Annotated in this window: 15 protein-coding genes; 9 read left to right on the top strand and 6 right to left on the bottom strand. The window is 71.6% G+C overall.

Annotation, left to right across the window (positions count from 1 at the left end):
• Positions 1-72 precede the first annotated feature (72 nt).
• Entirely contained in the window at positions 73-1,266 is a 1,194-nt protein-coding gene (locus tag OV207_RS09485) for a vWA domain-containing protein (RefSeq protein ID WP_267554386.1), read from the bottom strand.
• 134 nt (positions 1,267-1,400) lie between these two features.
• Between OV207_RS09485 and OV207_RS09480 the strand changes: the two genes are divergently transcribed.
• Positions 1,401-1,928, top strand: a complete 528-nt coding sequence (locus tag OV207_RS09480; RefSeq protein WP_267554384.1) for an ureidoglycolate lyase — start codon at positions 1,401-1,403, stop codon at positions 1,926-1,928.
• Between the two features lie 12 nt (positions 1,929-1,940).
• On the opposite strand, the gene OV207_RS09475 is transcribed toward OV207_RS09480, so the two are convergent.
• The gene (locus OV207_RS09475; RefSeq protein WP_267554414.1) at positions 1,941-3,320 is read right to left on the bottom strand and encodes a HEAT repeat domain-containing protein; all 1,380 of its coding nucleotides are present in this window, start codon (positions 3,318-3,320) and stop codon (positions 1,941-1,943) included.
• A gap of 71 nt (positions 3,321-3,391) precedes the next feature.
• Between OV207_RS09475 and OV207_RS09470 the strand changes: the two genes are divergently transcribed.
• A complete protein-coding gene (locus tag OV207_RS09470; RefSeq protein ID WP_267554383.1) occupies positions 3,392-4,222 on the top strand; it encodes a class I SAM-dependent methyltransferase in 831 nt (276 codons plus the stop codon).
• 212 nt (positions 4,223-4,434) lie between these two features.
• On the opposite strand, the gene OV207_RS09465 is transcribed toward OV207_RS09470, so the two are convergent.
• The 3 genes from OV207_RS09465 to OV207_RS09455 are packed head-to-tail and all read right to left on the bottom strand — an operon-like array spanning position 4,435 to position 6,097.
• Positions 4,435-5,319: an NAD-dependent epimerase/dehydratase family protein gene (locus OV207_RS09465; protein ID WP_267554382.1), complete on the bottom strand. Its 885-nt coding sequence runs from the start codon at positions 5,317-5,319 to the stop codon at positions 4,435-4,437.
• Positions 5,316-5,702 (bottom strand): DUF3817 domain-containing protein, encoded by a 387-nt coding sequence (locus OV207_RS09460; protein WP_324291511.1) that lies wholly within the window; start codon positions 5,700-5,702, stop codon positions 5,316-5,318. The genes OV207_RS09465 and OV207_RS09460 overlap by 4 nt, the downstream gene beginning before the upstream one ends.
• Entirely contained in the window at positions 5,699-6,097 is a 399-nt protein-coding gene (locus tag OV207_RS09455) for a hypothetical protein (RefSeq protein ID WP_267554381.1), read from the bottom strand. The genes OV207_RS09460 and OV207_RS09455 overlap by 4 nt, the downstream gene beginning before the upstream one ends.
• Before the next feature lie 124 nt (positions 6,098-6,221).
• Here OV207_RS09455 and OV207_RS09450 point away from each other — a divergent pair, with 124 nt between their 5' ends.
• Positions 6,222-7,184 carry a GlxA family transcriptional regulator gene (locus OV207_RS09450; RefSeq protein ID WP_267554380.1) on the top strand — a complete coding sequence of 321 codons (963 nt, stop codon included), beginning with the start codon at positions 6,222-6,224 and terminating at the stop codon, positions 7,182-7,184.
• 3 nt (positions 7,185-7,187) lie between these two features.
• Here the strand turns inward: OV207_RS09450 and OV207_RS09445 are convergent, their stop codons facing one another.
• Entirely contained in the window at positions 7,188-8,114 is a 927-nt protein-coding gene (locus OV207_RS09445) for an MBL fold metallo-hydrolase (RefSeq protein WP_193430331.1), read from the bottom strand.
• Positions 8,115-8,219: 105 nt separating this feature from the next.
• Here OV207_RS09445 and OV207_RS09440 point away from each other — a divergent pair, with 105 nt between their 5' ends.
• The 6 genes from OV207_RS09440 (at position 8,220) to OV207_RS09415 (ending at position 25,748) form a co-directional block, all read left to right on the top strand.
• Positions 8,220-9,104, top strand: coding sequence for a LysR family transcriptional regulator (locus OV207_RS09440; protein WP_193430330.1), 885 nt, complete (start codon positions 8,220-8,222; stop codon positions 9,102-9,104).
• A gap of 42 nt (positions 9,105-9,146) precedes the next feature.
• Positions 9,147-9,734 (top strand): NYN domain-containing protein, encoded by a 588-nt coding sequence (locus OV207_RS09435; RefSeq protein WP_120532492.1) that lies wholly within the window; start codon positions 9,147-9,149, stop codon positions 9,732-9,734.
• Positions 9,735-9,751: 17 nt separating this feature from the next.
• Positions 9,752-11,509, top strand: coding sequence for a DUF885 domain-containing protein (locus OV207_RS09430; protein WP_267554378.1), 1,758 nt, complete (start codon positions 9,752-9,754; stop codon positions 11,507-11,509).
• Positions 11,506-12,384 carry an alpha/beta hydrolase gene (locus tag OV207_RS09425; RefSeq protein ID WP_193430328.1) on the top strand — a complete coding sequence of 293 codons (879 nt, stop codon included), beginning with the start codon at positions 11,506-11,508 and terminating at the stop codon, positions 12,382-12,384. The genes OV207_RS09430 and OV207_RS09425 overlap by 4 nt, the downstream gene beginning before the upstream one ends.
• A 183-nt stretch (positions 12,385-12,567) precedes the next feature.
• A complete protein-coding gene (locus OV207_RS09420; RefSeq protein ID WP_267554377.1) occupies positions 12,568-19,293 on the top strand; it encodes a polyketide synthase in 6,726 nt (2,241 codons plus the stop codon).
• Positions 19,290-25,748 carry a non-ribosomal peptide synthetase gene (locus OV207_RS09415; protein ID WP_267554376.1) on the top strand — a complete coding sequence of 2,153 codons (6,459 nt, stop codon included), beginning with the start codon at positions 19,290-19,292 and terminating at the stop codon, positions 25,746-25,748. Before OV207_RS09420 ends, OV207_RS09415 begins: the two co-directional genes overlap by 4 nt.
• Positions 25,749-25,776: the final 28 nt, after the last annotated feature.

Here is a 25,776-nt window from a genome sequence, read left to right as displayed (position 1 = left end):
GGAATGGCGCGGCGCTGGAGGACGGGGGACATGGCGGGAAGGAGGCCCCTGCCATATCGCGCCGCCCTGCTCCTACTCCAGCACCAGCTTGCGCGCCGCTGCCTGCTGGCGCACCGACTGGATGATGGCCGTGTCGAGCGTCTCCGCGCCCTCGCTCGCGGTCTCCTTCTGCTTCGCGGCGAGGAACTTCTCACGCTCCCCCTGGAGGCCCTGGATGCGGTTCTGGAGGTCGGTGCGCTCCTTCGCCTTCTGCGCCACCACGGCCTTGCGCTCCTCCACCGACTTGCCCTTCAGCTCCGGCGGCAGCTCGTCGTCCTTGAGCGCCTCCAGCTTCACCGAGCCCTTCTTGGCGCCGTCCACCAGGTCCCAGCTGGAGTTGTCATAGTGGTGGCTGGCCTTGGACGCCGCGCGCGAGGCGGTGGAGGCGGGGCTGAGTTTGGCGTTGCTGTCCTGCTCCGCCTGCCGCTGCTTGCCCACGCGCCCCTCGGCGCCGTAGCCCAGGTAGGTCTTGTTCAGCTCCCCGCTCAGCCGGGCCAGCTCCGCGTCCTGCGGGGCCACCACGTGGGCCACGGCGCGGTTCTGGTCGATGTTCAGCGCCTGTCCCTTCGCGAGCGCCGCGGCGGCCGACCACCCGTCGCGCGCCCCCACCTCCGCGGGGCCGCAGTGGATGGTGTTCACGACGATGCCGTGCTCCTTCGCGCTGGCGACGGCGTTCGCGTAGGCGACGGGGCCCTGGTTGAAGGGCTCGTTGCCCGCGATGTAGATGAGCTTCAGGTCCTCCTTCGACTTGCTCCAGGCCAGGTTCAGCGTCGCCTTCTGGATGACCTGGCCGCAGTACTCATCCCCGCCGTTGGTGCGCAGCGCGAAGAGCTGCTCGGAGACCTTGTCCAGGTCCGTGGTGAAGGGCAGGAGCTGGCGGATGTAGCCGTCCTTCGCGGGGATCTCCTCCTTGCCGTACTCGTAGAGGGCGATCTCCAGCCGGGCCATCTGGCCGTCCCGGCGCGCCTTCTGGAACGTGTTCACCACCGTCCAGAGCTGGCGCCGGGCCTGGTCGATGAGGCCATCCATGCTGCCGCTGGTGTCCAGCAGCAGGGCGATCTGCACGCGGGGCGCGGACATGGCCGCGTCCACCACCGCGGGCGCGGGGCCGGCGGGCGCCTTCTTCGCGGCGGGCGCCACCGCGTCCACCGGAGCGCTCCGCGCCTGGGCGAGCGAGACCTGGGGAAGCGTGAGCAGACCGAGACCAAGGGCGAGCGACTTGAACATGGGGTTCTCCAGCGGGATGACGCGAGCGGCGGGGGAGGCCCGCGCCGGCAGGTCTCCCTGGAACGAACGGGTCCGCCAAAAGGTCTGGGCCCCTGACGTTTTTCCCCGGGCCCCCTCCCCCGTATATTTCCCGCATGAAGGACGCCCCCACCCCGCCCCGCTCCATCGTCGCGCGCCCCCTGACCCCGGAGGCCTTCGCCCCTTTTGGCGACGTCGTGTCCGCGGGACTCAAGGCGGGTGCGGCCGCGAACCAGGGCACGGCGGTGCGGTTCGACTGGTCGGCGAAGCTGGAGAGCGACCGCGCGGGGGCGAAGCCCAACCTCGCGGTGTTCCGTTCGGTGCCGCAGCCGCTGCCCTTCTGCGTGAAGCTGCTCGAACACCATCCGCGCTCCAGCCAGGCCTTCCTGCCCATGCGCTGCTCGCGGTTCCTGGTGTGCGTCGCGCCCGCGGCGCCGTCGGGAGGCCCGGACCTGGACGGCCTCGTCGCGTTCGTCTGCGGCCCCGGCCAGGGCGTCAACTACCACCGGGGCGTGTGGCACCACCCCATCGTCGCGCTCGACGCCCCGGCCGAGTTCGCGATGCTCGCGTGGGAGGACGGGAGCGCGGAGGACTGCGTCGTGCGCCAGTTCTCCACCCCCCTGTCCGTGCGCGTCGGGGACTGAAGCCGCGGGCCCCTACTTCGGCTGACGCGAGAGCCACGCGCGCCACGCGTCCGCGCTCTCATGCTTCTCCCCGGACAGCCGCTCCAGCACCTTCACCGCGGGCTCCCGGTTGATGGGCTGCTGGAGCGCCGCCATCGTCACCAGGGCCTCACCGAGCTGCTTCGTGAGCCCGGCCCGCTGCGCGTTCAGGGCCTCCGCCGGAAGGTCGTCCAGCAGGTACGTGAGCAGGTAGAGCGACTTGTTGCGGTCGCTCACCGTCGGCATCGACGCCGCGTCCACCACCGTGGCCACGTCCAGCAGGGGCGCCTTGGCGTTCTCCTGCGTGGCCGTCAACACGCGCAGCACGCTGTTGCGCACCCCGGATGAAGGGTCGCGGATGAAGGGCACCAGGCGGCGGACGGCCTCCTCCGCCGTGGGCGCATAGGCCAGCAGGAGCGCGGCCACCGTGCGCCGCTCCTCGTCCGCGTCCTCGCGCAGCACCGCCGTCAACGCATCCAGCGCCTTCGGGACCTTCGCCAGGAACTCCGGCTCGAAGTCCGCGAGGTCCGGATGACCGAAGCCCCCGATGCAGTGGGCGACCTGGCAGAGGGACTTCTCCGGGTCGAGCTTTCCCTGCACCAGCAGCGGCCACAGGCGGTCCTCGTAGGCCCGCCACCGGTCAACCAACCCATCAGGGTCCTTCGGGTGCCCCTGGGGTGCGGGAAGGAAGCGCACCCGCTGCGCATCCTCCGCGTCCACCATGTCCACCGTCACGAAGGCGTTGCCCTTCAGCTCCTCCGCGAAGAAGACGGACATGCTCACCTTGGCGAAGGCCAGGTTGAACTGCTTGCGCAGCACGGCCTCCTTCCGGGCCATGAGCGCGGCGCTGCGCACAATGGGCTTGCCGACCTCCAGTCCCAGCACCTGGAGGACCGCCGCCGCATCCGCCCTCCTGGAGCCGAACGTGTCCACGCCCGCGAGCGTCGGCACCGGGAACGGGGGCTCCGCCGCCTTCGCCAGGTTGGCCCGGGCCTGCGCGACCAGGCCGTCCCAGTCCGCCTGCCCGCGCAGCGGCTCCAGCTCCGGGTTGTACTGGAGATGATCCGCGTTGAAGTAGCCGCCCTGGACCGCGCGCTTCAACACCTCCACGGCCGCGTGCGTGTCGCCCGCGAGGGCGTCACACCCCGCCGCGCGGTAGAGGGACTCCGCGCGCGTGGCGCCATCCGGGTCCGCCTCCGCCGCCGCGCGGAAGTCCTCCGCGCACCGGGGAAACTCCAGCGCCCTGTAGGCCTTCTCCGCCGCCGCCGCGAGCGACTCCGACCGGGAGCCCTGCTCCGGATCCGGAACCTTCGGGGAATGCGCACAGCCCGTCCCCAGCAGGGCCATGCACAGCGTCATCCCGATCCTCTTCATCACGGAACCTTCCTTTCGGAAAAAGGGGCATCTCATGCAAGCTGCCGCCGGGTTTCAAGGAGGGCAGGTGCATGGCCAACGCCGTTTCGAAGACCGCGTATTACACCCTGGGCTGCCGGGTGGAGGACGCGCGCCGCCGCCGTCCGCTGTGTGGTGACACCTTCGCCGCGCGGTTCCTGAACGACGAGGCCCGGCAGGTCTGGGAGCGCTTCAAGTCCTTCTCGCGGCCCAACTCCAGCAATGCCGCGCGGCATCAAATCATCGACACGCTGGTGCAGGAGGAGCTCGACCGGGACCCGCAGGCGCGGGTGGTGGTGGTCGGCGCGGGCTTCGACACGCGGGCCTACCGGCTGAAGGGCGGCCGGTGGCTGGAGGTGGATGACCCCGCCATCATCGCGCACAAGGACGCGAGCCTCCCGGTGTCGGAGGCGAAGAACCCGCTGGAGCGCCTGTCCATCGACTTCGCCACGGAGTCGCTCGCCGCCCGGCTGGCGCCGTACCGGGACGCGCGGCGCACGCACGTCATCATCGAAGGCGTGTTCATGTACCTGACGCACGCGCAGCGCCGGGACCTGCTCGCCGTGCTGCGGGACGTGTTTCCCCAGCACGTCGTGTACTGCGACCTGATGCGCGCGGCCTTCATGAAGGCGTACAGCCAGGACCTGTACGCGGTGATCTCCGAGATGGGCGCGTTCTTCCGCGACCTGACGGATGCGCCGGAGTCCGTCTTCCAGGAGGCCGGCTACACGACCGCGTCCTCCACCTCCATCGTGCAGCGCGCGACGGAGCTCGCCGGCCAGCGCGTGATGGCGTTCCTCGTCCGCCGGTTCGTGCGACCGGTGCGCGAAGGCTATCGGATCTGGAAGTTCGAGGCGGCCCCAGCGCCACGCTCCCCAGGATGAGCTTGCCCGCGGTGGGCATGGACGGGGTCAGCGGCTCGTCCAGCAGCAGCCACGCCCACGCCCACGCCACGGCGTAGAGCGCGGCGATGGCGCTCCAGCCTGGGTCCACCCGCCGTCCTCACGTGGCCGTGCTGAGCTTCATGCTGCCGGCCCCGGGGGCGTGAGGCAGCGGAAGGCGCGGGCCTCCTGGGGCTCGCGGCCTTCAACACGGGCTACGTCGCTTCCGCGATGACGTCGAACACCGAGGGCCGGTGCGGCTTCCAGCCCAGCGCGCGGGCCCGCTTCGCGTGGATGCGGCTGTTGGACGCGAGCGCCAGTCGCCCCAGCTCCACGCCCCACAGCTTCTCCGCCTCCGACACCGGCATGCTGCCGACGGGCAGGCCGTAGCGCTTGCCGATGGCGGTCACCACGTCGCGGAAGTTCGCCTCTCCGTTCTCCGCGAAATAGAACGTCCCGGCCGGCGCGCGCTCCAGCACCATCAGGTACAGGTCCGCCAGGTCCTCGATGTGCACGTTGGACCAGACGTTCTCCCCCTTCCCGATGTAGCGCGCGGTGCCCGTCTCCCGCGCGTACTTGATGAGCGGGGGCAGCTGGACGCTGTCCGGGTTGAGGCCCAGGCCCTTGCCGTAGATGAGGCACGGGCAGATGACGTTCGTGTGGATGCCGTCCTTCGTCGCGTCCAGCACGAGCCGGTCCAGCGCGATGCGGGCCACCTTCTCCGGGACGGGGTCGATGGGCATGTCCTCATCGTGCACCTGCGTCGTCAGCGTGCCGCCGGTGTCGGTGGCGACGATGCTGGAGCCGCTGGTGTGGATGAAGCGCTTCTGGGAGCCCTTGAGCGCGGCGAGCAGCACCTCCACGGTCTTTCGGTCATCCGCCGAGGCCGCGTTGATGACCGCGTCCGCGTCCTTCGCCAGCCGCGTCAGCACGTCCACGTCGTCGAACGACGCGACCGTGGCCTGGAGGCCCCGCGCCTCCAGCTCCCGGGCCTTGTCCTGCGTGCGGGCGGTGCCCACCACGGTGTGGCCCGCAGCCATCAATCGCACCGCCACCGACCCGCCGATGTATCCCGTCGCGCCCAACACGAAGACTTTCATGGCCTGCTCCTGTGAGAGGAATCAAACCTGCGCTGTTCCCCGCTGGACGGGTAGTGGTTTGTCGGGCACATGTCCTGTTCCTGGAGTTCGCGAATACCGTCCTCCTCGCGCTTGAGCATCCGGTCGAGCACGAAGTTCCCGAACGGGACCAGCGACGCACCGAACGCCGCGAGCGAGCGGCGCGCGGGCCACCCGTGCTCGGCGGCCGCGCGGAACAGCGACGACACGAAGAGCAGGAACAGGAGCCCGTGGACGCTGCCGGCCACGCGCACCGCCAGCGGCTGTCCGAGCAGGTACTTCACCGGCATCGCCACGAAGAGCAGCCCCAGGAAGGACAGCCCCTCCAGGAAGGCGATGAGCCGCAACTGCCGCAACGCGCTCATGGGTCCACCCCGGGCCAGCGCGGCCGGAAGATCATCAGCACCAGGACGAAGAAGAACGGAACGGCGGCCAGCAACGCCCCCGCCACCGTGCGGCGCTCGCGTGTCGCCATGGCCACCAGCGCGAGCTGGGACACCAGCGACAGCGCAAGCCCTCCCAGGATCCACGGCTCCGTCAGCGACAGGTTGAGCTGGAGCGTGAGGAAGTAGCCCGCCGTCCACGTCACCACCAACCCCGGCGACGCGATGGCATGCACCGCGCGCTTGCGATCAACGGAAGCCGTGGCGCTCAACGCCCCGACGAGCCCACCCCCATAGAGCACCACGCCAGTGAACTTGAGCAGGAGCAGGAAGCGGTAGAGCAGCACTCGCAGCCTCGGAGACCCGATGGCGCCCATCGCCACGCCCTCCGTATGGCATGCGTCCGTCCAGGGCCGTGAGTGGCGGAAATGCCAATCTTCAACGACTTCCCGCCACGGACGCGCGCTTGGCGGGAATGCGGTGGGCTGTCATCTTCCCGCCATGCACGTCGTCGCCGTCGTCGCGCTGGATGGAGTGGTGTCGTTTGATCTGTCGACCCCGTGCGAGGTGTTCGGCTGCGTCCGCCTCCCTGGGGGGGCGGCCGGCTATCAGGTCCGGGTCTGCGGGGTGACTCCCGAAGTCGACGCGGGCCCCTTCCAGATGAAGACCCGGCACGGCCTGGCGGAGCTGGCCCGGGCGGACACCATCATCCTGCCCGGCATCACGGACGTCTCCGCTCCGGTGCCCCCCCGGCTGGTGAGCGCCGTGCGCGCGGCGGCGGCCCGGGGCACGCGCATCGCGTCCATCTGCTCAGGGGCCTTCCTGCTCGCGGCGACGGGCCTGCTCGACGGGCTCCGCGCGACGACCCACTGGCTGGCCACGGAGGAGCTGGCCCGGCGCCACCCGGCCATCCAGGTGGATCCGAACGTCCTCTATGTCGACAACGGCCAGCTCCTGACCTCCGCGGGAGCCGCCGCGGGACTCGACCTATGCCTGCACCTGGTGCGGCGGGACCACGGCGCCGCGGTGGCGGCGGAGGCGGCCCGGCGCTCGGTGATGCCCCTGGAGCGCGACGGCGGCCAATCCCAGTTCATCACCCACGCGCCGCCCACCCCGGAGGGCGCTTCACTGCAACCCCTGCTGCACTGGATGGAGGACCACCTCCACAAGCCCCTCCCCCTCCCCTCGCTCGCGCGCAGGGCGGCGATGAGCGAGCGCACCCTGAGCCGCCGCTTCCGGGAACAGACCGGCACCACGCCCCTCCAGTGGCTGCTCCGCGCCCGCGTGCGCCGCGCCCAGCACCTGCTGGAGACCACCAGCCAGTCCGTGGAAGCGGTCGCGCGCAAGGTGGGCTTCGGCTCCACGACGGCCTTTCGTGAGCACTTCCAGCGCTTCGTCACCACCAGCCCCCTGGCCTACCGCCGCGCGTTTCGCGGCGGAGGTGACGCGAACGCTTCACACTGAAGCTCAGTGCTGGTGACCGAAGCGCACCTGCACGCTCGGGTGCGCCGCGACGAAGGCTCGCAGCTTGCGGAAGCTCTCCACGCTGCGCGGCCCGTCCTGCGTGAAGGTGCCCGGCTCCACGTCGTGCTCCCAGCCCCAGCGCGTGTGGCTGGTATCTCCCAGCAGCAGCACCGGCCCCTTCGTCGAGCGCACCAGGTACGCGGTGCTCCCCGGCGTATGTCCCGGCACCCAGAGCGCCCACACCGAGCCGTCACCGAAGACGTCCACCGCGCCGTCGAAGAGTCCCTGCGGGTCGGCGGTGTAGTTCCACTCCGACAGCGCCGGCTTGCCCTCCAGCGCGCGGTTGACGGCGCCCTGCGCGAACAGGTTCACGAAGGTGCGCTTGGCGGCCTCTCCCGGACCGGTGAACACGGGCGTCCCCGCTGGCACGTCCGCCATGCCGGTGATGTGGTCCGGGTGCAGGTGCGTGAGGAAGACGCCGGCCACCGGCTTCGGCTGCTTCGCCAGCCACTCGCCCAGCGGCATCAGCACCTTCATCTTCTCCATGTTCATCGCGCTCGCCACGACGCCGCGCATCGCGGAGCGCTCCGGCGCGTCCCGCAGCGCCGTCTCCACGCCGGTGTCCACGATGTACAGCCCCTGCGTCGGGTGCCGCAGCGCGTGGAAGAAGACCTGGACGGGCTCCTCGTCGTCCTTCAGGTTCGCCGCCTTCGCCGTGGGGTGATCCAGGTTGATGAGGCCGCCGCGGTCCACCGCCCAGTCGCACGACGTGACGGTCTCCAACTCCACCGGCCCCGGAACGTCCAGCTCCGTGAGCAGCGCGGACGCGGGCTTCGTCACCCCCAGCGCGGACCTCTTGACGTCGTGGGAGGACGTGGCGCACCCCGCGCCGACCACGGCGAGGCAAAGCGCGAGCAGCAATGACTTCATGGCGAGGCTCCTTGCCGGGCGGGCCCGGTCGTTCGATACGGACCGCACCTTGGACGATGCGCGCGTGGATGGAAATCCACGAAAGCGGCATGATGCCATCCATTCATGGATATCTCCTGGGACGACGCCCGGCTGTTCCTGGCCATCGCGGAGACGGGCAGCTTCAGCGGCGCCGCGCGGCGCCTGCGCATCGGTCAGCCCACGGTGAGCCGCCGTCTGGCCGCGCTGGAGTACGCCGTGGGCGCGGCGCTCTTCCGCCGGAGCGTGGACGGCGCGGCGCTGACGGCGGCGGGGGAGCGGCTGGTGGTGCCCGCGAAGAAGATGGCCGAGTGGGCCGGAGAGCTGCACCGCGCGGCCGAGTCCGCGGACAGCTCGCCCCGGGGGCTCGTGCGGGTGACGAGCACGCCCTTCGTGGGCTTCGACTTCCTGGCGCCCTTCGCCGCGTTCGTCGCCCAGAAGCACCCGGACCTCCGGCTGGAGGTGCAGTCCCAGGTGCGCTACCTGGACCTCGCTCGCGGCGAGGCGGACCTCGCGCTGCGCGGCCAACCTCCCGCGAGCCCGGACCTCAAGCTCGTGGACACGCTGGAGATCACCAACGGCGTCTTCGTCTCCAGGGCCCTCAAGGCCCGGCTGCCAAGAAAGGTGACGCTCCAACAACTTCCCTGGGTGGCCTGGGCGCCCCCGTTCGAGGCGGTGCCCCCCAACCCCCAGTTGGAGTCGCTCATCCCCGGCTTCACGCCGTCGTTCACCGCGGACAACTACCTGTTGCTGCTGGCGGCGGCGGAGGCCGGGCTGGGCGCCATGGTGCTGGGACGCATGCCGCACCGCTTCCAACGCCCGACACGGCTGGTGCCGCTGGAGCTGGACCTGGGGCCGTTCGCCCGGAGCCAGACCCACCTGGTGTGCGCGAAATCCGCGTTGGACATCCCGCGTGTGCGCAGGGTGTCCGAATTGTTGCTTGCGGAGTTTCAACGGATCCGCGCGCGCTGAAGAAGCCCCCCAACCGCCAGCGGGCCGCGTATTGTCACCGCCATGCAACCCGTCCGTCCAGCCGCCGCCTCCTACGTGCTCATCGACGCCGAGAACGTCGACTGGGCCGTCTCCAACATCGTGGGCCGCAAACCCGAGCCCCAGGATCGGGTGCAGTTCGACCGGCTCATCGGCTTCTGCGAGACCTACTTCCCCAAGCCGGTGCGCTGCGTGGTGGTGCTCAACGCGCGCGGTGAACAGCTCCCGGACGCGATGATCGGCTTCGTGCGCGCGCTGAAGTCCGCGGGCTGCGAGGTCGCGCTGCTGCACGGCCGGCCGGACCAGAAGGTCGTGGACCTGGGCATCCTCAAGCTGCTGGAGAACATCCGCACCCAGCGCCCTGGCGCGGCGGTGGGACTCGCCAGCCACGACGGCGCGGACTTCGCGGAGGCCCTCAAGCCGCTGCTGGAGGAGAAGCGCCAGGTGGCCGTGCTGGGCCTGCGCGAATATGTGAGCCAGCGCTTCCGCGAGCTCGTCCCGTCCGGCCTGAAGATCGTCGACCTGGAGCTGAACGCGAAGGTCTTCCAGCGCCCCCTGCCGCGCATCCTGCCGGTCAACGTGGACGAGTTCGATCCGTCGATGTTCGTGTAGTCGTCTGGAGTCCGTCCATGCCTCCCGAATCCACCTCCCAGCGCGGCGGCGCGTCCGCCGCGCTGCACGCCCTGCTGGACGCGGAGTGGCAGTACTCGCTCCAGCAGTACCCCACCTATGCCTCGCTGTTGGGGGATCGTCGGTGGAACGACCGCTGGGACGACCTGAGCCTCGCCGGGCTGGAGGCGGATCACCGCCACAGCCAGGACGTGCTGGCGCGGCTCGCCCGCGTGGACCGCGAGGCCCTGGACGACGACGCGGACCGGCTCCACCTGGACCTCTTCCGCCGCCTGCACGAGACGTGGCTGGAGGAGTACGCGGTGAAGTGGCACCTGCTGCCGCTCAACCAGTTGGGCGGCCTGCCGGAGGGGCTCAAGCAGCCGCCGGGGCTCCAGACGGCGTACCAGCTCGCGGACACCCTGCGCTTCGAGACGGTGCGCGACTACGAGGACTGGGTGAAGCGGCTGGAGCGCTTCGGCGCCTACGCGGATCAGGTCGTGGCCCTGATGCGCGAGGGCCTGCGCCAGCACCGCATCCACCCGCGCATCGTGCTCCAGCGCATCCCGCCGCAGTTGGAGCGACAGCTCGTCAGCGACCCGACCCGGAGCGGCTTCTACGGTCCCTTCACCCGCTTCCCCACGGACGTGCCGGAGGCGGACGCGCGCCGGCTGGCGCAGGCCGCGCGCGACGCCATCGCGAACACGGTGGTGCCCGCCCTGCGACGCGCCCGGGACTTCCTCCTGGCGGAGTACCTCCCCGCGGCCCCGGAGACCGTGGGCGTGTGGCAGTTCCCGGACGGAGAGGCCCTGTACTCGGTCCTCACGCGCCGGCACACGACGACGCGCCTGACGCCGGAGGAGATCCACGCCCTGGGGCTGGACGAGGTGCGGCGGCTGCGAGCGGAGATGGACCGGGTGATGGCCCTCACGGGCTTCAGCGGCACGCTCCAGGACTTCTTCGAGACCCTGCGCACGGAGACGCGCTTCTACGAGCCCACGGGCGAGGCGCTGCTCGAGCGCTACCGGGCGCTGGCGAAGCGCATTGATCCGCTGCTGGAGCGGCTGTTCCGCGCGATGCCGAAGAAGCCCTACGTCGTCGAACCCGTGCCGGAGGCCATGGCCCCGGACGTGACGACGGGCATCTACTTCCCCGCCGCCGCGGACGGTTCGCGCCCGGGCGTCTTCCAGGTGAACCTCTACCGGCCGGAGACGCGGCCCATCTGGGAGATGGTGCCCCTGACGCTGCACGAGGCCGTGCCCGGCCACCACCTCCAGATTGCCCTGGCCTCCGAGCTGACCGAGCTGCCGGAGTTCCGCCGCTTCACGTCCTACGTCGCCTACGACGAGGGCTGGGCGCTGTACTGCGAGTCCCTGGGCGACGAGCTGGGCCTGTACGACGACCCGCACGACAAGTTCGGCCAGCTCGCCTTCGAGATGTGGCGCGCGGTGCGGCTGGTGGTGGACACCGGCCTGCACGCGAAGCGGTGGACGCGGAAGCAGGCGCTGGACTTCTTCATGGAGAACGCCCCACGCCAGGAGCTGGACGTCACCAACGAGGTGGACCGCTACATCGCGTGGCCGGGACAGGCCCTGGCCTACAAGGTCGGCCAGCTGCGCATCAGCGCCCTGCGCGCGCGGGCGGAGGCCACGCTGGGCCCGCGCTTCGACGTGAAGGCGTTCCACGACGAGGTGCTGCTGACGGGCTCGCTGCCGCTGGACGTGCTGGAGGCGAAGCTGGAGGCGTGGATGGGCCAGGAGGCCCGGGGCCAGGCATGAAGCGCGGGCTCATCACCGGGCTGGTGCTGGGCGGCGTGGCGCTGCTGGCCCTGGCGGCCTGGGTCGCGGTGCGCAGCGCGCGCTACATCGCGTCGGAGGTCTACCCGCCGCGCCGGCCCGTGGAGCGCCCTCCCGACGACGCGGTGTTCGCCGGCCTGCGCGACGTGGCGTTCCAGGACCGGGACGGGCTCCAGCTCAAGGGCTGGTACCTGCCGCCGAAGAACGGGGCGCTCGTCATCCTGGTGCACGGCCTGTCGGGCAACCGCACGCAGCTGCTGCCTGAAGCCCGCTTCCTGGCCCAGGCGGGGTACGGCCTGGTGCTCTTCGACCTGGCGGCCCACGGAGAGAGCGCGGGCACGGTGTCCACCTATGGCGACCGCGAGGCGGGCCAGGTGATGGCGGCGGTGGACTTCGCGGCGCGTCAACCGGAGGTGGACACCCTCCGCATCGGGGCGCTCGGGTTCTCCCTGGGAGGCTACTCCGTGCTGAAGGCGGCGGCCGGCGACCCGCGCCTCAAGGCCGTGGTGGTGGAGGCCGCGGCCGTCGCCCCCGCGCAGGCGCTCCAGGACGAGCTGGGACACTGGGGCCCCCTGGGCCTGTGGCCGGCGCTGACGGTGATGAAGCGCGCGGGCGTGGACGTGAACGCCGTGCAACCCGCGCGGGACATGGCCGCCCTGGGCGACCGCCCCGTCCTGCTGGTGGCCGGGACGGATGATCCGTGGGTGCCCGACGCCGCCCTGGACCACCTGCTGGGTCAGGCCAAAGGCCCCTGGGAGAAGTGGCGGGTGCCGGGGACTGGCCACGGGGACTACCTCCGGGCCGCACCCGATGAGTACCCCCGCCGCGTGCTGGCGTTCTTTTCACGCTTTCTTTGAAAGCGGACGCCGCCTAAGGCGCTGGGGCATTCCAGGGCTCGTCTGCTTGCAAGGAGTCGGCCGAGGCCCATTGAATCCTGTACAGGCATGGCATGTTCGAGGACCGGCTTGGCCTGTCTTTCCGATCCTCTACACTTCATGCGTTCAGAAACCGAAAATCGGATGGCCCTGGGGGAGATGTCCGTGGACGAAGCGGTCAGGCAGACAGTGGTGGGGCGCTTCGCGGCGCAGGCGGCGCGCACGCCCCAGGCCGAGGCCGTCCGCTTCGAGGGCGTGGGGCTGACATACGAGGCGCTGGAGCGCCGCTCCAATCAGCTCGCCCATCACCTCCGGGGCCTGGGCGTCACCACGGACGTGCTCGTCGGCGTGTGCCTGGAGCGCTCGGTGGAGATGGTGGTGGCGGTGCTGGCCGTGCTCAAGGCCGGTGGCGCATACCTGCCGTTGGATCCGGCCTACCCCGCGCCGCGCCTGTCCTTCATGCTGGAGGACGCGAAGGCGCCCGTGCTGCTGACCCAGGCGAAGCTGCGCGCCGGGCTGCCCGCCTTCGCGGGGCCGGTGCTGTGCCTGGATGAGTCCCCTGCCCTCTTCGCCCCGGAGGCCCCGGCCTCCCCGGTGGACGCGTCGAGCCTGGAGGGACTGGCGTACGCCATCTACACCTCCGGCTCCACGGGCACGCCCAAGGGCGTGGCGATGGGCCACGGGCCGCTCGCCAACCTGATCGCGTGGCAGCTGGGGCAATCCATCGCCGGCCCGGGCACGCGCACGTTGCAGTTCTCGCCGCTGTCGTTCGACGTGTCGTTCCAGGAGCTGTTCGGCACCTGGTGCTCCGGCGGCACGCTGGTGCTGGTGCGGGACGAGCTGCGGCTGGACGCCGTGCTGCTGCTGAAGCTCCTGGCGGAGGAGCGCGTGGAGCGGCTGTTCCTGCCCTTCATCGCGCTGCAGAGCCTGTCGGAGATCGCCACCTCGCACCAGAAGGTGCCGCCGTCCCTGCGCGAGGTGGTGACCGCGGGCGAGCAGCTCCAGGTGACGCCCCACCTGCGCGCCTTCTTCGCCGCGCTGCCGGGCTGCGCGCTGCACAACCACTACGGCCCGTCGGAGACGCACGTCGTCTCCAGCCACGTGCTCCGGGGCGCCCCGGAGTCCTGGCCCGCGCTGCCGCCCATCGGGAAGGCCATCGACGGGTGCGAGCTGGTCGTCCTGGACGAGCAGAAGCAGCCCGTGCCCCAGGGCGAGTCCGGCGAGCTGTTCCTCGCGGGCGTGTGCCTGGCGCGCGGCTACCTGCACCGCGAGGCGCTGACGGCGGAGCGCTTCGTGGCGCACCCGCTGCGGCCCGCAACGGGTGAGCGCGCGTACCGCACCGGCGACCTGGCGCGCGTGCTGCCCGGCGGCGACGTGGAGTTCCTGGGCCGCATCGACGGCCAGGTGAAGGTGCGCGGCTACCGCATCGAGCTGGGTGAGATTGAGGTCGCGCTCGGCAGCCACCCGGCGGTGAAGCAGGTGGCGGTGGTGGCGCGCGAGGACGTGCCCGGCGACAAGCGGCTGGTGGCGTACGTCGTCGCGGACGGCACGCTGGAGCACGCGGCCGGGACGCTGCGGCGGCACCTGGGCACGCGGGTGCCGGACTACATGGTGCCCTCCGCGTTCGTCGTGCTGGAGGCCCTGCCCCGCACGCCCAGCGGGAAGATCGACCGGCGCGCCCTGCCCGCCCCGCTGCCCACGCGCCCGGAGCTGCAGCAGGCCTACGTCGCGCCCCGCTCGCCGCTGGAGCGGACCATCTCGGAGTCGTGGGCGCGGCTGCTGCGCATCGACCGGGTGGGCATCCACGACAGCTTCTTCGAGCTGGGCGGCAACTCGCTGCTCGCGCTCCAGTGCGTGGCGCGGCTGCGGCAGGAGCACGGGCTGGAGATCCCCATCGTCCAGCTCTTCCAGTCGCCCACGGTGGCGCAGCTGGCGGCGGTGCTGTCCGGGGACGCGGCGCGGCCCTCGCTCAAGCAGCAGGTGGAGGCGCGGCGGGCGAAGCGCCAGCAGGCGGCCGGCGGGGCGGGCGGCGCGGAGCCGGTGGCCATCATCGGCATGGCGGGCCGCTTCCCGGGCGCGCCCGACGTGGAGACGTTCTGGAAGAACCTCGTCGGCGGGGTGGAGTCCGTCACCCCCTTCACCCGCGAGGAGGTGGATCCGTCGGTGGCCGCCGCTGAGCGGGACGCGCCCGAGTACGTGCGCGCGCGCGGCATCCTGGAGGGCGTGGAGCTGTTCGACGCGGGCTTCTTCGGCATCATGCCGAAGGAGGCGCAGGTGATGGACCCGCAGCAGCGCCTCTTCCTGGAGACGGCGTGGGCCGCGCTGGAGTCCGCCGGCTGCGTGCCGGAGCGCTACCCCGGCCTCATCGGCGTCTTCGCGGGCACGCACAACAACAGCTACCAGCCGCTGCACGTCCAGCCCCGGCAGGACATCGTGGGCCGGGTGGGCGCCTTCCAGGCGATGGTGGCCAACGAGAAGGACTACGTGGCCACGCGCGTCGCGCACAAGCTGGACCTGCGCGGACCCGCCCTGTCGCTGAACACCGCGTGCTCCACGTCGCTCGTCGCGGTGGCGCAGGCGTTCTGGGCCTTGCAGACGCACCAGTGCGACGTGGCGCTGGCGGGCGGCGCGGCGGTGACGGTGCCGCAGAAGTCCGGCCACCTGTACCAGGAGGGCGGCATGCTCTCCCAGGACGGGCACTGCCGGCCCTTCGACGCGAGCGCCACCGGCACCCTCTTCAGCGACGGCGTGGGCGCGGTGGTGCTCAAGCGGCTGTCGGACGCGCAGGCGGACGGCGATGAGATCCACGCGGTGCTGCGCGGCGTGGCCGTCAACAACGACGGCGCGGCGAAGATGAGCTTCGCGGCGCCGGGCGTGGAGGGGCAGGCCACCGTCATCGCGACGGCGCACGCGAACGCGGGCGTGGATCCGCGCACCATCCGCTACGTGGAGGCGCACGGCACCGCGACGCCGCTGGGCGACCCCATTGAAGTGGAGGCGCTGTCCCAGGCCTTCCGCGCGCACACGGCCGACACCGGCTTCTGCGCCATCGGCTCGGTGAAGAGCAACTTCGGCCACCTCACCGCCGCGGCGGGCGTGGCGGGCCTGCTCAAGACGGTGCTCGCGCTGAAGCACCGCGAGCTGCCGCCGACGCTGCACTTCCAGACGCCCAACCCGAAGATCGACTTCGGCAAGAGCCCCTTCTTCGTCCAGACGAAGCGCTCCGCGTGGCCGGAGGGCACGGAGCCCCTGCGCGCGGGCGTCAGCTCCTTCGGCGTGGGCGGCACCAACGCGCACGTCGTGGTGGAGGAGGCCCCGGCGCGCCCTGGCTCCGGCCCGTCGAAGCCCGTCCAGCTGCTCCTGCTGTCGGCGAAGACGCCCGCGGCCGTGACGCAGGCGGCGCAGCGACTGGCCGCGCACCTCCAGGCGCACCCGGAGCTGCCGCTCGCGGACGTGGCGCACACGCTGGCCACCGGCCGCCGGGCGTTCCCGTTCCGCAAGGCCGTGGTCGCGACCAGCGCGGAGGAGGCCGTGAAGGCGCTGACGGCGACCGGGGCGGAGGCCACCGCGCTGGAGTCCACCCCTCCGCTCGCGTTCCTCTTCCCCGGTCAGGGTTCGCAGCACCCGGACATGGCGCACGGGCTGTACCGCCACGCGCCCGCCTTCCGCGCCACGGTGGACGCGTGCGCGGAGGTGCTGAAGCCGCTGCTCGGACGCGACCTGCGCGAGGTGCTCTTCCCCAAGGACCCCGCCTCCCCCGAAGCCGCGGAGGCCCTGCGCCAGACGTCGTTCGCGCAGGCGGCCCTCTTCACCGTGGAGTACGCGCTCGCGCAGCTCTGGTGGAGCTGGGGCGTGCGGCCGGACGCGCTCGTGGGCCACAGCGTGGGCGAGTTCGTCGCCGCGTGCCTCGCGGGCGTGTTCACGCTGGAGGACGCGCTGCACCTGGTCGCGAAGCGCGGGCAGCTCATGCAGGCGCAGGCGCCGGGCAGCATGCTGTCGGTGCGCCTGTCCGCCGAAGCGGTGGCGCCCCGGCTGACGGACGGGCTGGCCATCGCGTCGGACAACGGGCCGCGCCTGTGCGTCGTCTCCGGTCCCACGGACGCGGTGCTGCGGCTCCAGGCCACGCTGGAGGCGGAAGGCGCGGCCAGCCGGCTGCTCCAGACGTCGCATGCGTTCCACTCGCCGATGATGGACGCCGCGGTGGCGCCCTTCCTCGAAACGGTGAAGGGCATGCGCCTGTCGGAGCCGCGCATCCCCATCGTCTCCACCGCGACGGGCTCCTGGCTCACGCCCGCCGAGGCCACGTCCCCTGAGTACTGGGCGCGGCACCTGCGCGACACGGTCCGCTTCGCGCCCGCGCTGCGCACGCTCTGGGACAAGGGCGACCACCTGATGCTGGAGGTGGGCCCGCGCGTGACGCTCGCGACGCTGGCCCGGCAGCAGGCCACGGCTGAACAGCGCGCCCGGGTGTTCACGTCCCTGGGCGAGTCCAGCGGCGACGCGGCCGACTGGAGCGCCCTCTTGAATGCCGCGGGCCAGCTCTGGCGCCGGGGCGTCCCGCTGGATTGGGCCGCCATCCATGCCGACGAGCAGCGCCAGCGCGTCACCCTTCCTACGTATCCCTTCCAGCGGCAGCGCCACTGGATCGACCTTGAGCGGGCGTCCGTGCCCGTCCCCCCTCTCACCACCGGAGTCGCCGTGAGCACCGCCCCCGTCCCCCGCGCCGAACGCCTTGTCCCCTCCCTGCGCAACCTCTTCGAAGAACTCAGCGGCCTGGAGCTCGGCGATGCCGACGCGAGCGCGAGCTTCCTGGAGCTGGGGCTCGACTCGCTGGTGCTCACCCAGGCGGCGCTCGCGGTGCAGAAGCAGTTCGGCGTGAAGGTCACCTTCCGGCAGCTGCTGGAGGAGGTCGCCTCCCTGGGCCAGCTCGCCGTGTACCTGGATGGCCGGATGCCTCCGGAGGCCGCCCCGGCGCCTGTCGCGGCCCCGGCCGCCGCCCCGAGCGCCCCCGCGCAGCTCGCCGCGAACATCCTCGCGCAGCAGCACGTCGCCGCCGCGCCGGTCGCCAGCGCGCCCGCGTACCAGGCCCAGGCGCCGTCCGCGCCCGCAGGCACGCTCCAGGCGGTCATCGAGCAGCAGCTGCGGCTGATGACCCAGCAGCTGGCCATCCTGTCCGGTCAGCCCGCCGCCATGTCCGCGCCCGCGCCGGTGCAGCTCCAGCCCGCGCCCTCCGCGCCGGCGCCGGTGGCCGTGGCCCCGGAGGCGCCCGCCGTCCCCGCGCCCGCCGCCCCCACGGACGAGGCCGAGCTCAAGGGTCCGGTGAAGTACGACGTGAAGAAGGCCTTCGGCGCCATCGCGCGCATCAGCCTGGCGCCGAAGGACTCGCTCACGCCCCGGCAGCAGACGTTCCTGGAGGACTTCACCCGCCGCTACAACGCGAAGACGCAGGGCTCCAAGCGCGCCGCCCAGGAGAACCGCGGCCAGCTGTCCGACCCGCGCGTGGTGACGGGCTTCCGGCCGCTGCTCAAGGAGCTCATCTACCCGCTTGCGGTGAACCGCTCCAAGGGCTCGCAGCTCTGGGACGTGGACGGCAACCAGTACCTGGACGCGCTCAACGGCTTCGGCTCGGTGATGTTCGGCCACGCGCCGGACTTCATCACCCAGGCGGTGCACAAGCAGGTGGACGACGGCTACGAGCTGGGGCCCATGCACCCGCTGGCGGGTGAGGTGGCGAAGCTCGTCTGTGAGTTCACCGGCGCGGAGCGCGCGGCCCTATGCAACACCGGCTCCGAGGCGGTGATGGGGGCGCTGCGCATTGCTCGCACCGTCACCGGCCGCAGCACGGTGGCCATCTTCGCCGGCAGCTACCACGGCATCTTCGACGAGGTGCTGGTGCGCGGCACCAAGAGCCTGCGCACGGTGCCGGCCGCCCCGGGCATCATGGCGGGCGCGGTGCAGGACGTGCTGGTGCTGGACTACGGCACGCCGGAGACGCTCGAAATCCTCCGCCAGCGCGCGGACTCGCTGGCGGCCATCATGGTGGAGCCGGTGCAGAGCCGGCGCCCCGACTTCCAGCCGCGCGAGTTCCTGCACCAGCTGCGCGACCTCACCCAGAAGTCCGGCTCCGTCTACATCTTCGACGAGGTCATCACCGGCTTCCGCATGCACCCGGGCGGCGCCCAGGCGGTGTTCGGCGTGCAGGCGGACGTGGCGACCTACGGCAAGGTCGTGGGCGGCGGCATGCCCATTGGCGTCATCGCGGGCAAGCGCCCCTTCATGGACGCGCTGGACGGCGGCCACTGGCAGTTCGGCGACGACTCGGTGCCCACGGTGGGCGTGACGTACTTCGCCGGCACGTTCGTGCGCCACCCGCTGGCGCTCGCCGCCGCGAAGGCCGCGCTGGAGCACATGAAGGCCGCGGGCCCGGAGCTGCAGCGCAGCGTGAGCGCCAAGGCGGACACGCTGGCCAGCACGCTCAACGCGTTCTTCGACGAGGTGGGCGCGCCCCTGCGCATCAAGCACTTCGGGTCGCTGTGGAAGACGTTCGTCACGGCGGACATCTCCCACGGGGACCTGCTGTTCTGCCTGCTGCGCGACAAGGGCATCCACATCTGGGACGGCTTCCCCTGCTTCTTCACCACCGCCCACACGGACGCGGACCTCCAGCGCCTCATCACCGCGTTCCAGGACAGCGTCACGGAGTTGCAGGACGCGGGCCTCCTGCCGGGCACGGCCCGTCCGTCCCAGGCGCCCGCCCCCGTGGCCTTCGACGCCAATCAGCCCCCGGTGCCCGGCGCCCGGCTGGGGCGTGATCCGCAGGGCAACCCCGCCTGGTTCGTTCCGCACCCCTCCGTGCCCGGCAAGTTCGTCAAGCTGAGCGAGACCCGATGAAGACCCCGAACTCCTTCCCGCCCGAAGACACCCAGGAACTGCCGGACGACTTCGACCCGTTCGCCGGGCCGGCCCTCCAGCTCACCGTCCCCTCCACCGAGCCCCAGCGCGAGGTGTGGACCGGCGTCCAGATGGGCCCGGACGCGTCGTGTGCCTTCAACGAGTCCATGTCCCTGAGGCTCCAGGGGCCGCTGAACGTGGAGAGCCTGCACGCGGCGCTCCAGGACGTGGTGGAGCAGCACGAAGCGCTGCGCAGCACGCTCAGCGCGGATGGCATCACGCTGTGCGTGGCGCGCACCATGCCCATCATGCTGGACGTGGTGGCGCTGGACACGCTGCCGTCCTCCGAGCGCGAGGCCCGGGTCCGGGAGCTGGTGTCCCACGAGGTGGAGACGCCGCTGCCCCTGGAGGCCGGCCCCCTGCTGCGCCCCAGGCTCGTGCGGCTGGCCGAGGATCAGCACCTGCTGACGCTGACCGCGCACCACATCGTGTGCGACGGCTGGTCCATGGCGGTCATCCTGCGCGACCTGGCGACGTTCTACTCGGCGCAGGTGCGCCGGGTGCGGCCGGAGCTGGCGCCCGCGCCCCTGTTCAGCGACTACGCCCTCGCGCAGGAGCAGCTGGCCAAGACGCCGGAGTACGCGGAGCATGAGCGCTACTGGCTCCAGAAGTTCTCCGGCTCGCTGCCGGTGCTGGAGCTGCCGCTCGACAAGCGCCGTCCGCCGTCGAAGACGTACAGCTCCCGGCGCGAGGACTACGTCCTGGAGCCGGCGCTCGTCGAACAGCTCAAGCGCGTGGGCGCGCGCCACGGCGGCAGCTTCTTCACCACGCTGCTGGCGGGCTTCAAGGCGCTGCTGCACCGGCTCACCGGCCTGGAGGACGTGGTGGTGGCCATCCCCGCCGCGGGTCAATCCGTGGCCGGGCTGAAGGACCTGGTCGGCCACTGCGTGAACGCGCTGCCCCTGCGCAGCAACGTGTCCGCGGACGCGCCCTTCACGCAGGTGCTCAAGCAGCTGCGCACCACGATGCTCGATGCGTACGAGCACCAGGAGTACACGTTCGGGACGCTGCTCAAGCAGCTCGCGCTGCCCCGCGACCCGAGCCGGCTGCCGCTGGTCAACGTGCTGTTCAACGTGGACCAGGCCGTCACCGGGGAGCAGCTCGCGTTCCACGGCCTCACCTGCACCCTGGCGAGCAACCCGCGCCACTTCGAGAACTTCGACCTCTTCATCAACGCGGCCGAGGCCCATGGCCGCGTGGTGCTGGAGTGCCAGTACAACACCGACCTCTTCGAGGGCTCCACGGTTCGCCGCTGGATGGCGTGTTACGAAGAACTGCTGCGGGGCGTGATCGCCGACGCGGAGACCCCCGTCGCGCGCCTGCCGCTGCTGCCGGAGGCGGAGAAGCAGCGCGTGCTGGTGGACTGGAACGCCACCCCCCAGCCCTTCGACCGCGAGGCCTTCGTCCACACCCTCGTCGCCGCCCAGGCCCAGGCCACGCCCGACGCGGTGGCCCTGCGCTCCGGCGCCGTCTCGCTCAGCTACCGCCAGCTCCTCCAGCGCAGCCACCAGGTCGCGCACGCGCTCAAGCAGGAGGGCGTCGCCCCGGGCAGCCTCGTCGGCCTCTTCACCGAGCGCGGCCCCGACATGGTCATCGGCCTGCTGGGCATCCTCCAGGCCGGCGCTGGCTACGTCCCGCTCGACCCCGGCTTCCCGCCCGAGCGCCTCGCCTTCATGGTCGAGGACGCGAAGCTGTCCACCGTCCTCACTCAGCAGTCGCTGGTGGCGTCCCTGCCCTCCACCGCCGTGACGCCGCTCCTCATCGAGGACACGGCCTCGCAGCCTGACGCCGCGCCCCCGGCGCTGGCCGTCTCGCCGGAGGAGGTGGCGTACGTCATCTACACGTCCGGTTCGACGGGCAAGCCCAAGGGCGTGCGCGTGCCGCACCGCGCGGTGGTCAACTTCCTGGGCGCCATGCGCGAGGCCCCGGGCCTCACCACCCAGGACGTGCTGCTGGCCGTCACCACGCTCTCCTTCGACATCGCCGTGCTGGAGCTCCTCCTCCCGCTCACCTCCGGCGCCCAGGTCGTCCTCGCCTCCCGTGACACCGCCTCCGACGGGCCCCTCCTCAAGGCCGCCCTGGAGTCGCACGCCGTCACCGTCATGCAGGCCACGCCCTCCACCTGGCGCCTGCTGCTGGAGGCCGGTTGGCAGCCCCGCCCCGGCTTCAAGGCCCTCTGCGGCGGCGAGGCCCTGCCCCGCGAGTTGGCCGAGGCCCTCCTGGCCCGCGTCGGCAGCCTCTGGAACATGTACGGCCCCACGGAGACCACCGTCTGGTCCACCACCTGGCGCGTGCAGCCGCCCCTCTCCTCCATCCGCATCGGCCGCCCCATCGCCAACACCCAGCTGTACCTGCTCGACGCCCACCTGGCCCCCGTGCCCGTCGGCGTCGCGGGCGAGCTGTACATCGGCGGCGAGGGCGTCACCCTGGGCTACCTCCACCGCCCCGAGTTGACGCAGGAGCGCTTCCTGCCCAACCCCTTCCGCCAGGGCGAGCGCATGTACCGCACCGGCGACCTGGCCCGCTGGCTGGCCGACGGCACCGTCGAGTACCTGGGACGCAACGACTCCCAGGTGAAGCTGCGCGGCTTCCGCATCGAGCTGGGTGAAGTCGAGGCCGCCCTCGCCTCCCACCCCGCTCTCGCCCAGGCCGTCGCCCTCGTGCGCGAGGACAGGCCCGGTGACCGTCGCCTCGTCGCGTACCTCATCGCGCGTCCAGGCCAGACGACGCCTCCAGACGAAGCCCTCCGCGCGCACCTCAAGCAGGGGCTGCCGGAGTACATGGTGCCGCAGCACTTCGTGGCCCTCCCCGCGCTGCCGCTCACGCCCAACGGCAAGGTGGACCGCAAGGCCCTGCCGTCGCCGCAGGCGGGCTCGCAAGAGGACGCCTACGTCGCGCCCCGCGACGAGACGGAGCAGAAGCTGGCGGCCATCTTCGCCGACGTGCTGGGACTGCGTCGGGTGAGCGTCACGGCCGACTTCTTCCGGCTGGGCGGACACTCGCTGCTGGCCTCGCAGGCCCTCACGCGCGCGAGCCGCGACCTGGACGTCAGCCTCACGCTGCGCCGGATGTTCGAGGCGCCCACCGTGGAGAAGCTGGCCCGGCTGGTGCGCGGTGACGACGGGGCCACGAGCCCCGCGCAGCGCATCTCACCGCGCATGGGCACCGCCCCCGCCCCGCTGTCGCTGATGCAGCAGCGGCTGTGGTTCCTGGAGCAGCTCAACCAGGGCACCGCCGTCTACAACCTGCCCGCGGCCTTCCGTCTCCACGGCGAGCTGGACGTGGGCGCGCTGCGCGGCAGCTTCAACATGCTGCTGGAGCGTCACTCCGCCATGCGCAGCTTCGTCCGCTGGGACGAGGGCACGCCGGTGCAGCACGTCGCGCCGACCCTGACGGTGGAGCTGGAGGCGGTGGACCTGGAGCCGGTGCCCGCGAACCTGCGCGAGGAGGACCTGCTCCGCCGCCTCCAGGCGCTGGCGGACGAGTCCATTCCCATCACCGCGCCGCCGCTGTTCCGGCTCTCGCTGTTCCGGATGGGCCCCCACGAGCACGTCCTCTTCTTCATGCCCCATCACCTCATCTGGGATGGGTGGTCGTTCGACGTGTTCCTGCGCGACCTGGACGTGTTCTACGGCGCGCTCACGCAAGGCAAGCTGCCCCAGCTTCCCGCCCTGCCCATCCAGTACGCGGACTTCACCGAGTGGCACCGCAACTGGCTCCAGGGCGAGGAGCTGGAGCGGCAGGCCCGCTACTGGCGGCAGAAGCTCTCCGGGAACCTGCCCGCGCTGGAGCTGCCCACGGACAAGCCCCGCCCCGCGCAGATGAGCCTCCAGGGCGGCACCGAGCCCTTCGTCCTCACGGGCGCGGAAGTGGACGCGCTCACGAAGCTGGGGCGCGAGTCCAACGCCACGCTGTACATGGTGCTGCTCACGGCCTTCAAGACGCTCCTGCACCGCTACTCCGGCCAGGAGGACCTGGTGGTGGGCACGCCCATCCGGGGCCGCTCGCATCCCGAGGTGGAGGACCTGCTCGGCTTCTTCGTCAACACACTCGTGCTGCGCACGCAGATGGGCCCGGAGCTGACGTTCCGGCAGTTGCTGGAGCGCGTCCGCACCACCTGCATGGAAGCCTTCGGCCACCAGGACATGCCCATCGAGCTGCTGCTCCAGCAGTTGGGCGTGCAGCGCGACCTGAGCCGCACGCCGCTGTTCCAGACCTTCTTCACCTTCCAGGACGTGCGCAACCGGAACAACACCCTGGGCGCCCTCACCTACGGCCAGGTGCACGTGCACGCGCACGCGACGCCGCTGGACCTGAGCTTCTGGGTGAAGGAGACGGCCCACGGCATCGTCGGCGGCATGGACTACAACACCGACCTGTTCGAGCGGGACACCGTCGTCCGCATGCTCGAACAGATCCGCACGCTGCTGCGCGCCGCGGTGTCGGACGCGGGGGTGCCCGTCGCGCGCCTGCCGCTGCTCCCGGAGGCGGAGAAGCAGCGCGTGCTGGTGGACTGGAACGCCACCCCCCAGCCCTTCGACCGCGAGGCCTTCGTCCACACCCTCGTCGCCGCCCAGGCCCAAGCCACCCCCGACGCGGTGGCCCTGCGCTCCGGCGCCGTCTCGCTCACCTATCGCCAGCTCCTCCAGCGCAGCCACCAGGTGGCGCACGCGCTCAAGCAGGCGGGTGTCGCTCCGGGCAGCCTCGTCGGCCTCTTCACCGAGCGCGGCCCCGACATGGTCATCGGCCTGCTGGGCATCCTCCAGGCCGGCGCTGGCTACGTCCCGCTCGACCCCGGCTTCCCGCCAGAGCGCCTCGCCTTCATGGTCGAGGACGCGCAGCTCTCGCTCGTCCTCACCCAACGCGCGCTCCAGGGCACGCTGCCCTCCACGACGGTGAAGTCCCTCTTCGTCGAGGACACCACGTCGCAGGCGGACACGGCCCCCGAGCCGCTCACCGTCTCGCCGGAGGAGGTGGCGTACGTCATCTACACGTCCGGTTCGACGGGCAAGCCCAAGGGCGTGCGCGTGCCGCACCGCGCGGTGGTCAACTTCCTGGGCGCCATGCGCGAAGCCCCGGGCCTCACCACCCAGGACGTGCTGCTGGCCGTCACCACGCTCTCCTTCGACATCGCCGTGCTGGAGCTCCTCCTCCCGCTCACCTCCGGCGCCCAGGTCGTCCTCGCCTCCCGTGACACCGCCTCCGACGGGCCCCTCCTCAAGGCCGCCCTGGAGTCGCACGCCGTCACCGTCATGCAGGCCACGCCCTCCACCTGGCGCCTGCTGCTGGAGGCCGGTTGGCAGCCCCGCCCCGGCTTCAAGGCCCTCTGCGGCGGCGAGGCCCTGCCCCGCGAGTTGGCCGAGGCCCTCCTGGCCCGCGTCGGCAGCCTCTGGAACATGTACGGCCCCACGGAGACCACCGTCTGGTCCACCACCTGGCGCGTGCAGCCGCCCCTCTCCTCCATCCGCATCGGCCGCCCCATCGCCAACACCCAGCTGTACCTGCTCGACGCCCACCTGGCCCCCGTGCCCGTCGGCGTCGCGGGCGAGCTGTACATCGGCGGCGAGGGCGTCACCCTGGGCTACCTCCACCGCCCCGAGTTGACGCAGGAGCGCTTCCTGCCCAACCCCTTCCGCCAGGGCGAGCGCATGTACCGCACCGGCGACCTGGCCCGCTGGCTGGCCGACGGCACCGTCGAGTACCTGGGACGCAACGACTCCCAGGTGAAGCTGCGCGGCTTCCGCATCGAGCTGGGCGAAGTCGAGGCCGCCCTCGCCTCCCACCCCGCGCTCGCCCAGGCCGTCGCCCTCGTCCGCGAGGACAGGCCCGGTGACCGCCGCCTCGTCGCGTACCTGGTGACGAAGCCGGGACAGGCGTACACGGACACGGAGCTGCGCAAGCACCTGCGCTCGCAGCTGCCGCAGTACATGGTGCCCCAGCACTTCGTGGAGCTGGAGGCGCTGCCCCTCACGCCCAACGGCAAGGTGGATCGCAAGGCCCTGCCGCCTCCGGCGGGCGCCGCGCGTCCGGTCGAGGAGGCCTTCGTCGCGCCCCGCACGGAGCGGGAGAAGCAGTTGGCGCGCATCTGGCAGGAAGTGCTCGGCATCGCGCAGGTGGGCGTGCACGACAACTTCTTCAACATCGGCGGCCATTCGCTGCTGTCGTTCCAGGTGGTGATGCGCGTGCAGAAGGAGCTGGGACAGGTCCTGCACCCGCGCACCCTGCTGCTCAACACGCTGGAGCAGGTGGCCTCGCAGTTCACCGTCGTGGCGCCCACGCCCACCGCGACGCAGACGGCCACGCCGACAAAGATTGCCACCCCGGAGACTTCTGTTCCCCTGGCGCAACGCTTGTTCAATAAGCTGAAGGGGAAACTGCCGGGGCGCTCGGACTGAGCGGCCCTTCGAGGAGAATGGTCCTACC

The organism is Corallococcus sp. BB11-1 (assembly GCF_026626625.1).
GTDB classification, from domain to species: domain Bacteria; phylum Myxococcota; class Myxococcia; order Myxococcales; family Myxococcaceae; genus Corallococcus; species Corallococcus soli.
The sequence above is the reverse complement of the archived record's forward strand: the minus strand, read 5'-3'. Positions and strand labels throughout refer to the sequence as shown.